This is a genomic window from Ruegeria sp. CDSA241, from assembly GCF_059611265.1.
On sequence record NZ_JBXWPF010000005.1, the window covers coordinates 209155 to 218738 of the forward strand.

Annotated in this window: 8 protein-coding genes and 1 tRNA gene; 7 read left to right on the top strand and 2 right to left on the bottom strand. The window is 57.2% G+C overall.

Features of this window, described 5'->3' with window-relative positions; genetic code table 11:
* Positions 1-56 precede the first annotated feature (56 nt).
* Entirely contained in the window at positions 57-1796 is a 1740-nt protein-coding gene (locus tag AC2FJV_RS06815; RefSeq protein WP_271946219.1) for an ABC transporter substrate-binding protein, read from the bottom strand.
* A 319-nt stretch (positions 1797-2115) separates the two neighbouring features.
* On the opposite strand from AC2FJV_RS06815, the gene AC2FJV_RS06820 reads away from it, so the two are divergent.
* The 7 genes from AC2FJV_RS06820 to AC2FJV_RS06850 are packed head-to-tail and all read left to right on the top strand — an operon-like array spanning position 2116 to position 9502.
* Positions 2116-3477 carry a V-type ATP synthase subunit B gene (locus AC2FJV_RS06820; RefSeq protein WP_282021390.1) on the top strand — a complete coding sequence of 454 codons (1362 nt, stop codon included), beginning with the start codon at positions 2116-2118 and terminating at the stop codon, positions 3475-3477.
* Positions 3455-4060, top strand: coding sequence for a V-type ATP synthase subunit D (locus tag AC2FJV_RS06825; RefSeq protein WP_271946224.1), 606 nt, complete (start codon positions 3455-3457; stop codon positions 4058-4060). The genes AC2FJV_RS06820 and AC2FJV_RS06825 overlap by 23 nt, the downstream gene beginning before the upstream one ends.
* Entirely contained in the window at positions 4057-5853 is a 1797-nt protein-coding gene (locus AC2FJV_RS06830) for a V-type ATP synthase subunit I (RefSeq protein ID WP_496713164.1), read from the top strand. The genes AC2FJV_RS06825 and AC2FJV_RS06830 overlap by 4 nt, the downstream gene beginning before the upstream one ends.
* Positions 5850-6293 (top strand): ATP synthase subunit C, encoded by a 444-nt coding sequence (locus tag AC2FJV_RS06835; RefSeq protein WP_281972343.1) that lies wholly within the window; start codon positions 5850-5852, stop codon positions 6291-6293. The genes AC2FJV_RS06830 and AC2FJV_RS06835 overlap by 4 nt, the downstream gene beginning before the upstream one ends.
* Positions 6293-6970 carry a hypothetical protein gene (locus AC2FJV_RS06840; RefSeq protein ID WP_496693897.1) on the top strand — a complete coding sequence of 226 codons (678 nt, stop codon included), beginning with the start codon at positions 6293-6295 and terminating at the stop codon, positions 6968-6970. The genes AC2FJV_RS06835 and AC2FJV_RS06840 overlap by 1 nt, the downstream gene beginning before the upstream one ends.
* Position 6971: 1 nt before the next feature.
* On the top strand, positions 6972-7664 hold the full coding sequence (locus AC2FJV_RS06845; RefSeq protein WP_496689807.1) for a hypothetical protein: 693 nt from the start codon (positions 6972-6974) through the stop codon (positions 7662-7664).
* The gene (locus AC2FJV_RS06850) at positions 7661-9502 is read left to right on the top strand and encodes a V-type ATP synthase subunit A (protein WP_496713166.1); all 1842 of its coding nucleotides are present in this window, start codon (positions 7661-7663) and stop codon (positions 9500-9502) included. Before AC2FJV_RS06845 ends, AC2FJV_RS06850 begins: the two co-directional genes overlap by 4 nt.
* 5 nt (positions 9503-9507) lie before the next feature.
* Here the strand turns inward: AC2FJV_RS06850 and AC2FJV_RS06855 are convergent.
* Positions 9508-9582 (bottom strand) — tRNA-Glu (locus AC2FJV_RS06855).
* Between the last annotated feature and the right edge of the window lie 2 nt (positions 9583-9584).

Sequence of the window (9584 nt, forward strand, 5' to 3'; positions counted from 1 at the left end):
TTCTCTGGGGGTATTTGGGGGTAGGCCGGGTCTGAGCCCGGCCTACGAGTTTACGCTTACTGGGACTGCCAGCGCTGAACCAGTTCGTCATAGTTGACGGTCTGACCTTGCGGCTTTTCGTTCTCCAGCTTGGCTTTTGGCGAACCCGGCTTTTCCAGCCAGAAGGACGCATCCTGCGGCTCGTTCAAGCGCGGACCACAACCGCCGTAGACACCGGCGCTTTCATCCGCGGCCTGCATCCGGCCCATTGTGATGTCCATCTCTTCGGCCAGACGATCCATCGCTTCTTGCGGAGTGAAGGCACCCGAGTTCACGTCACCGATCTGCTGCCACCAGATCTGGGCCAGCTTTGGATAATCCGGCACGTTGATGCCGGTCGGCGACCATGCCACGCGGTCAGGTGAGCGATAGAACTCGACCAAACCACCCAGCTTGGGCGCGCGTTCGGTGAACGACTCGTGGTTGACCGAGCTGTCGCGAATGAAAGTCAGACCCACATGGGACTTCTTCACGTCGACCGTCTTGGATGTCACGAACTGGGCATACAGCCAAGCCGCCTGAGCACGATCCGCAGGGGTCGACTTCAGGAAGGTCCAGGATCCCACGTCCTGATACCCAACCTTCTGACCATCTTCCCAATAGGGGCCATGCGGGCTCGGCGCCATCCGCCAAAGCGGTGTGCCTTCGTCGTCGACGGTGTTGTTGCCTTCGGACTTCGGCTTCACCATGTCGGCGGTAAAGGCGGTGTACCAGAAGATTTGCTGGGCCACGTTGCCTTGACTAAGCGCCGGCAGCGACTGGTAGAAGTCATAAGACGCGGCACCTGGAGGTGCATAGTTGCGCAGCCATTCGTCCCATTTGCGGATCGCATAGACCGCAGCTGGACCGTTCGCAGCACCGCCGCGCGACACAGAAGCGCCAACAGGGTTACAGGTGCCCGCTTCCATACGGATGCCCCATTCGTCAACGGGGATACCGTTCGGCTCACCCTTGTCGCCAGCACCAGCCATCGACAGCCACGCGTCGGTCATACGCCAACCCAGGTCAGGTGCGCGCTTGCCGTAATCCATGTGGCCATAGATCGCGGTACCGTCGACTTCTTTCACATCGTTGGTAAAGAAATCGGCGATGTCTTCGTAAGCGGACCAGTTGACCGGAACGCCCAGATCATAGCCGTACTTCTCTTTGAACGCGGCTTTGTTTGCCTCATCGTCGAACCAGTCCTTGCGGAACCAGTAGAGGTTCGCAAACTGCTGATCAGGCAGCTGATACAGCTTGCCATCCGGACCGGTGGTGAACTGAATGCCCATGAAGTCATCCAGATCCAGCGTCGGAGAGGTCGTGCCCGCCCAGTCGCCACCCATCATGTCGGTCAGCGGATACGCCAACTGCAGACGCGAGTGGGTGCCGATCAGGTCACTGTCGTTCACGTAGCCGTCATACAGGTTCCGACCTGTTTGCAGCTGGGTTTGAACGGCTTGAACTACTTCGCCTTCACCCAGAATCTGGTGATTGACCTTGATGCCGGTAATTTCTTCGAACGCCTTGGTCAGAACCTCAGATTCGTAAGAGTGCGTAGGGATGCCTTCGGACAGGACGTTGATTTCCATGCCATTGTAAGGCTGTGCAGCTTCGATGAACCATTGCATCTCAGCCATCTGTTCGTCTTTCGACAGGGTTGATGGCTGGAATTCGTCGTCGATCCAGCGTTGTGCTGCGGCTTCGTCGGCCCAAACGGGACCGTGCCCCGCAATGACGGCAGCCGCCGCCACTGCGGAAAGTAGATGTCTCCGCATCTGTTTCCTCCCAAAGATAATGTGATCCGGCGCAGACCGGATGACGATCAGCATCAGCGATTTGCCTCCTGCGTGTCAAACTAAATTTTTAGTAATTGAGGTGATGGCAGGGATAAATTTCTGAAAATGAATTGATTTACATCATGTTTTAAAGCACCATTTGCCCATTAATTTCAGTTCGCAGACCCCTTGAATGCAGGGTCGCGCGCGTGGTTTTTCGGCAGACGCTGTGATGTGGGTCCATTTGAAAAGCAGACCTTTGTGACCGTTTGCTGCACGATTTGAGTTCAATCAAGTTTTCAGGCTAAGAGGATCAGCAATGTCCCGAAGTCTTCTGAAATTTACCCGCGTTCTCGAGATCGTGGGGGATACGCTAAAGATAAAAGTTCCGAGTGACGGGTCCGCTGACGCGACGGTGCGTTTCAACGATCTGGCCGTGATCGAAACGGTCGATGGGCACAGAACGCTGGCGCAAGTCATCTTCATCGACCGCGATGTGATAACCTTGCAAGTGTTCTCGGGTACCAAGGGGATTTCGACCGAGGCGACAGCAACGTTCCTTGGTCATCCGATGCAAACCCCGTATTCGGCCAATATTCTGGGCCGGGTGTTTGACGGCGCAGGCGAGGCGATTGACGGCGGTCCGGACTTGTCTGCCGAACCGCGCATCGACATTGGGGGACCGACGGTGAACCCGGTTGAGCGGTCGGTTCCCAACAAGATGATTCGCACGGATGTGCCGATGATCGACGTGTTCAATACACTGGTCGAAAGCCAGAAGATCCCAATTTTTTCGGTATCCGGCGAGCCGTTCAACGCGTTTCTCAGCCGCATCGGCATTCAGGCGGATGCGGATATTGTTGTGTTTGGCGGGCTAGGGCTGATTTTTGACGACTACCACACGTTCAGAACCTCGTTCGAGGATGCGGGCGTGTTCTCGCGGACCGTGATGTTCGTCAATCAGGCCATGGACCCGTTGGTCGAACGCCTGCTGGTGCCGGATATGGCGCTGGCCGTTGCCGAGAAATTCGCTGTGGAAGAGGGCAAGCGTGTTCTGGTCCTGCTGACGGATATGACCGCCTATGCCGATGCGATGAAAGAGGTTGGGATCAGTCAGGAACGCGTCCCATCGCAGCGTGGATATATGGGCGATCTCTACTCGCAACTGGCACGACGGTATGAGAAAGCTTGCGACTATGCCAAGGGTGGATCGGTTACTGTGCTGACTGTCACAACCATGCCCGGGAATGACGTGACCCATCCGGTCCCGGACAACACCGGGTATATCACTGAAGGCCAGTTTTACCTGCATTCCGGGGTGATCGACCCGTTCGGCAGTTTGTCGCGCCTCAAGCAGAATGTAATCGGCAAAACCACACGCGAAGACCACGGCCAGATCATGAACACGATGATCCGGTTCTATTCCGAAAGCCGAGATGCTGCGCAGAAACAGGCCATGGCGTTTGACCTATCGGATTATGACAACCAGTTGCTGAAATTCGGCGCTTTGTTCCGTAAACGCTTTATGGACATCAACGTCTCGATCCCGCTGGAGGATGCGCTAGATCTGGGATGGAAGACACTAGCTGAATGCTTTGCCCCCGAGCAGTTGCTGATGAAGCAGGATCTGATCGACAAATACTTCCCAAAGGATGCACATGGCGCGGTTGCAGCTGAATAAATCGTCGCTTGCACGCGAGCAGACGCAGCTGAAAAGCTATGAGCGGTTCTTGCCGTCTCTGGACCTGAAGCGTCAGCAACTGATGGCTGAACGGGCCAAGGCACGTAAAAATGTGCAGTACCTGCAGGAGGAGGTGACGCGCTTGGCACAGCAGGTCGGGGAAAAGCTGCCCATGCTGGCGCAACAAGGTGTCGACCTGGAAGGGTTGGTCGAACTAAAGGATTACCGGCTGAAGAAGGTCAACGTGGTTGGCGTTACCATGCCCGATCTGGACCGGATCGAGGTCGCGGTACGTCCGTATTCCCTTTTGGCCAAGCCACATTGGGTGGATGCAGTGGCGCGTTTGTTGCATGACATGATCGAAGCTCGATTGCGCGTGAAAGTGGCCGAAGAAAGGGTCAGGATTTTTGACAAATCAGTGGCCACGATCACCCAGCGCGTCAATCTGTTCGAGAAAGTGTTGATCCCGCGCGCCAGGGCCAACATCAAGAAAATCCGCATCTATCTGAGCGATGAACAGATGCAATCCGTTGTGCGCTCGAAAATCTCCAAACGCAAACATGCGAAGGAGGTTGCGGCATGAGTGTTGCAAGGCTGAAAAAACTGTCTTTGGTCGGCCGCGCCGCGAACAAGGGGGACACTCTGGGCGCGCTGCAGACATTGGGATGCATGCATGTTTTACCTTTGGCACCGCCGCCGGCAGAGCCAGAGCGGATCAACGAGCGTGGAGCCCGAGATGCGTATAAAGCATTGCGGTTTTTGAAGGAATCGTCGGAAACGCGCCGTCAGGTTCGGCGCGATTCTGGTTTTGATATGGACCAGTTCGTCGGTGAAGTCCTGGACTTGATGCAGCGCATAAGGGATATGACCGACCACCGGGATTTTTTGGCCCACCGGATCGCTCAGGTGCGCCCGTGGGGAGATCTGGATTTTCCGCCGAGTGATGTGTTGGCAGGCAACCGGCTTTGGTTCTATCAACTGCCGCTAAAACACCGTGAGGCACTGGCGGAGCTTCAGTTGCCCTGGGCCATCCTGCAAGAGGATCACCGGTTTCTCTACGCCGTTCTGATCGCCCCGGAAGATCCCGAAGACGACATCCTTCCAGTGCCGCGCACCCATACGGGTTCGTTGCCCATTCACGAGCTTGAAGCTCAGCTGGAAGAGGCCGAAATCGCCATTGAGGCGCTGGAAGCCGAGCGTATCGGGCAGACCCGTTTTCTGACGTTGATGCGGCGTAATCTTGCCGCCGCCGAAAGCGCAGCCGAACTGGCCCATGCCACGCAAAAGGTCCGCGACGAAGGCGAAGTGTTTGCCCTGCAGGGTTGGGTGCCCAGCGATCAGGTCGAGGCTGTCCTGGACATGGCCAATTCGCAGAACGCCGCTGTTTTGATCGAAGACCCGGGCCCGAACGAGATACCTCCGACGCTGCTTGAGCAGCCGGAAAATCGCAGTGCAGCGGTAGACCTTGCCCTGTTCTATCAGGTTCCTGGGTACCGAGAATGGGACCCCAGCATAATCGTGTCCGTCTCGTTCGCGATCTTCTTTGCGATGATCGTTGCGGATGCCGGCTATGGCCTGGTTATCCTGCTGGGGCTGTTGGCCTTCTGGAAACGTCTCGACAATACACCAGCGAAAAGATCGTGGCGGCTTTATGGTCTGATCATTTCGGGCGCGACGTTCCTGTACGGGATTTTGGTTGGAAGCTATTTTGGCGCTTCCCCGGCCTCGAGCACGATCTGGGGGAAACTCAAGCTGTTGGACCTGAACAATTTCGACTCGATGATGATGATTTCAATCGTGGTCGGCGTTCTGCACCTGATATTGGCGAATGCGCTTGCAGCACGCGCGTCTTGGGGGCGGCGCAGTTCCGTTGCCAATCTTGGCTGGATCGCGGTGTTGATCGGCGGGTTCATACTGTGGCTGAGCTATATGAAAGGCGGACCCACAGCACCGGGTGCTGCGATTATGATCGCAGGCGCTTTGGCGATCCTTCTGTTCACCAGCGAGCGCGAGATTGCCAAACCGTCAGACTGGCTTTGGCGCCTTATAGAAGGAGTGCAGGGGCTGGCCGGGGCGATGGGCGCCTTTGGAGATGTGCTTAGCTATATGCGCCTGTTTGCACTGGGACTGGCCTCGGCCTCACTGGCGATTACGTTCAACGAATTGGCGGTCTCGGTGATGCAGTCTCTGAAAGGGCTGGGCCTTCTGTTTGGCGTGCTGATCCTGATCGCCGGGCACATCCTTAATTTCGCGCTCGCCATGATGAGTGGCGTCGTTCACGGATTACGTCTCAATTACATCGAATTCTTTAAATGGGGTCTGCCGGATGAAGGCATCGTCTTTCGCCCGTTCGCCCGCAAGGAGGTTCAGGAATGAATGAGCTTGTACTTACATTGGGCTGGTTGGGAATCTATGCCCCCATGGCGCTGGGCGCCGCAGCAAGCGCGATTGGCTGTTCCATTGCTGGACAGGCCAGTATCGGAGCGATGACGGAAACCGAAGGCGGGTATGGCCGGTTTATCGGCGTGTCGGCCTTTCCCTCGACCATGGTGATCTACGGCATCGTCATCATGTTCACGCTGAACCGCGATGTGACGCCTGAAAATGCAGGCGGGCTGTTCGGGATCGGTATCCTGTCGGGCATCGCCCTGATGTATTGCGGCATCTGGCAGGGAAGGGCCTGTGCTGCAGCGATCAACGCAACCAAGGAAAAGCCCGAGATTTTTGGCCTGGCACTTGCGCCGGCTGCAATCATTGAGGGCTTTGGCGTATTTGCCTTTGTCTTTGCTTTGGTCATCAGCGCGGGGATTAGCTGATGGCACAGGACGGGATTATTTCGCATGGGGTGGATGCGCTGATCGACAAGCTGCGCAGCGATGGTGTGGCTGCCGGTCAGGCCGATGCAGACAAGCTGCGCGCTGAAGCCAAAGCCGAGGCGGCCAAAATTCTTGCCGATGCCAAGCGCGACGTAGATGAGTATCGGAAAAAGGCCCGTGCCGAGGCGGATAATTATCGCACAGCCGGAGAAGAGGCGCTGAATACAGCGATGCGTGATGCGGTGCTTACAATGAAGGCCGGTCTGACAGATCGATTCCGCAAGGATGTTGAACGGCTGGTCACCCAAGAAATGACTGATCCTGAACTGCTGAAACAAATGATCCTTGAAGTCGTCGGTCGCGCCGCGTCAGACGCCAGACTGGAAGGGCCCGCGCAGGTCATACTGCCTCCCAGGGTCGCCACTCAGGATGACATCAAACAGAACGCCGATGATATTCAGTCGGGAAAGCTGACGCGTTACGTTCTGGGACTGACGGCTGAAATGCTGAAGGAACAGGTTGAGCTGCACAGCGCGGATGACACCCAGAATGGCATCCGCATCCGGGCTGATGAACAGGGGGTTGTTCTGGATCTGACCGATAAGGCCGTCGCCTCGTTGTTGATGGAACATTTGCAGCCGCGCTTTCGTGCCGTTTTGGAAGGTGTGATCCGGTAACATGTCGGACCCTGACGCCTATATCGCGCTGATCAGCAGCCTGCCGGGCTCGGAACGGTTGTTCATCGCCAAACAACCTCCGCTGTCGCGGCTCAGGCTGGACCGGCGATTGCGGGTGCTGACACCAGCGGATGCGCGGGTTCTGGAGGTAATGGAACACGCTCTGAACTGGAACAACTATGATATGAACGTCTCGGATGCACAGACCATTGAGCGATGCAAAGAAGCGCTCCGGCACATTCCACAACCGACCTTGCGCAAGCTGTTCATGGAACGGATGGATTTGAGGACTGCGGTTGCCGCGCTGCGCCTGCGCAAACAGGGGGGTGCTGCACCTAGTGGCGTCTATGGCATTGGACGCTGGAGCCGACACATTCCAGCCAACTGGGGCGACCCTGCCTTTCGGCTGGAAACCCCAATGCCCTGGATCAAAGAAGCCAAACACTTGCTGGATGTCGATGACCCCCTGGGGCTTGAACGGTTGCTTTTGTCGGTCAGCCATATGCAACTGAAACGCTACGCCGCGCGCCATCTGTTCGATTTCGAAGCCGTGGCGATTTATGTTCTGATCTGGAATATTTTTGATCGCTGGGCGCAAAGCAATGCGCGTGACGCGGCAACGCGCTTTGAGAAACTGGCGCAACACGCCATGGCAAGTGCGATCGACTTGGATTTTGAGGGAGTAAGCGCATGACAGCCCCAACCTCCGCCACGCAGACCTCTACTGCCCGCGTCGTCTCGGTACAGGAAGGGCTGGTACAAATTCAGGCGAACCCTGATGCCACAGGCCATCCCGGACAGCTGGTCAAGAATGAGGTCGTTTTCATTCTGCCCACGCGGCCCGGCCCCGGTGGACGTCAGGAACGTCTGAAAGCCGAAGTGTTACGGGTGCGGGGCGACACTGCCGATGTGCAGGTTTACGAAAGCACTGATGGCGTCGCCGTGGGCGACCCGGTCGAACAATCCGGGCAGCTGCTCTCGGTCGAACTTGGTCCTGGGCTGTTGGGGCAGGTGTTTGACGGCTTGCAGTCGCCTTTGGCCAAAGTGGCGGCAGAATTCGGAATCTTTCTGCCGCGTGGGGCGGACGTTGCGCCGCTGGACACTCAGGCAAAGTGGTCGTTTACCCCATCGGTCAAGGTGGGCGACACGGTCACAGCAGGCGACAGCATCGGGGCGGTGCCCGAGGGGCATTTCACCCATAAGATCATGCTGCCCTTTAATTGGGTTGGGGACTACAAAGTCATTTGGGTTCAGAAGGGTGCGGCCATGATCCATGATATCGTCGCGCGGCTTGAAGATGCACAGGGGGGTGAGCACACGCTGACCCTGTCGCAGAAATGGCCGGTACGGCGGGCTTTGCCGGAAAACGTTCTGAAACGCACCTTGTCCGAGCGGCTCTATCCAACCGAACCTGTCCTGACCTCTCAGCGCCTGATCGACACGTTCTTTCCGATAGCCCGCGGTGGGACGGCCTGTATTCCCGGTCCGTTCGGCGCAGGCAAGACGGTGCTGCAGAACCTGATTGCACGCAACGCCAAGGTGGACATCGTGATCGTGGTGGCCTGTGGTGAACGCGCGGGTGAGGTTGTCGAGACGATTGCGGAATTCCCGAAGATGACCGACCCGACCACTGGCGGCAGTCTGATGGACCGGACGATCATCATCTGCAACACCTCCTCGATGCCCGTAGCCGCGCGCGAGGCGTCTATATTCACCGGGATCACCCTGGGTGAATATTACCGCCAGATGGGGTACGACGTGCTGCTGATTGCGGACAGTACCAGCCGCTGGGCTCAGGCCATGCGCGAGACCTCCGGCAAGCTCGAAGAAATTCCGGGGGAAGAGGGCTTTCCCGCCTATCTCGAAAGCTCGATCAAGGGGTTGTACGAACGCGCCGGAGCGATGAAGACCAATGATGGGGACACCGGCAGCCTGACCCTGATCGGGACCGTCTCACCCGCAGGTGGCAACTTTGATGAACCGGTCACGCAATCGACGCTGTCCACGGTGAAGTGTTTCCTCGGCCTGTCGTCCGAACGCGCCTACAAGCGGTTCTATCCCGCGGTCGATCCGATGCTCAGCTGGTCGCGTTATCTGGAACAGCTCTCGGACTGGTACGACACCAACGCCGAGGCCGGATGGACGGGCAAAGTACGCGACTTGCTGGCATTGATCGAAAGGGGTGAGCAGGTTGACCAGATGATGCAGGTGACCGGCGAGGAAGGGGTCACGATCGAGGATTTTGTGACTCAGCAAAAGGCGCTGTTTGTCGACATGGTCTATCTGCAGCAGGATGCCTTTGACCCGGTGGATGCGTCGGTTCCGCTAGAGCGTCAGAAGATGACGTTCAAACTGGTCTATGGCGTCACTCAATCCACCGCGCAGTTCACCGACAAGGCCGAGGTGCGCCAGGTCTTCACTCAGCTTACGGGATTGATGAAGAACTTCCACTATGCCGCCGAAAACACGCCGGAATTCAAATCTGTCTGGGGACAGGTGCAGGCCCTGTGTCAGGAAAAGTTCGGTGTGTGAAGAAATGGTAGCCCGTAGGGGAATCGAACCCCTCTTTCCAGGTTGAAAACCTGGCGTCCTAACCGATAGACGAACGGGCCAC

Excerpts from the sequence above, each read along its gene's own strand:
- AC2FJV_RS06830 (WP_496713164.1), top strand. The coding sequence starts at position 4,057 with ATGAGTGTTGCAAGGCTGAAAAAACTGTCTTTGGTCGGCCGCGCCGCG.
- AC2FJV_RS06815 (WP_271946219.1), bottom strand. The coding sequence starts at position 1,796 with ATGCGGAGACATCTACTTTCCGCAGTGGCGGCGGCTGCCGTCATTGCG.
- AC2FJV_RS06835 (WP_281972343.1), top strand. The coding sequence starts at position 5,850 with ATGAATGAGCTTGTACTTACATTGGGCTGGTTGGGAATCTATGCCCCC.
- AC2FJV_RS06825 (WP_271946224.1), top strand. The coding sequence starts at position 3,455 with ATGGCGCGGTTGCAGCTGAATAAATCGTCGCTTGCACGCGAGCAGACG.
- AC2FJV_RS06845 (WP_496689807.1), top strand. The coding sequence starts at position 6,972 with ATGTCGGACCCTGACGCCTATATCGCGCTGATCAGCAGCCTGCCGGGC.
- AC2FJV_RS06840 (WP_496693897.1), top strand. The coding sequence starts at position 6,293 with ATGGCACAGGACGGGATTATTTCGCATGGGGTGGATGCGCTGATCGAC.
- AC2FJV_RS06820 (WP_282021390.1), top strand. The coding sequence starts at position 2,116 with ATGTCCCGAAGTCTTCTGAAATTTACCCGCGTTCTCGAGATCGTGGGG.
- AC2FJV_RS06850 (WP_496713166.1), top strand. The coding sequence starts at position 7,661 with ATGACAGCCCCAACCTCCGCCACGCAGACCTCTACTGCCCGCGTCGTC.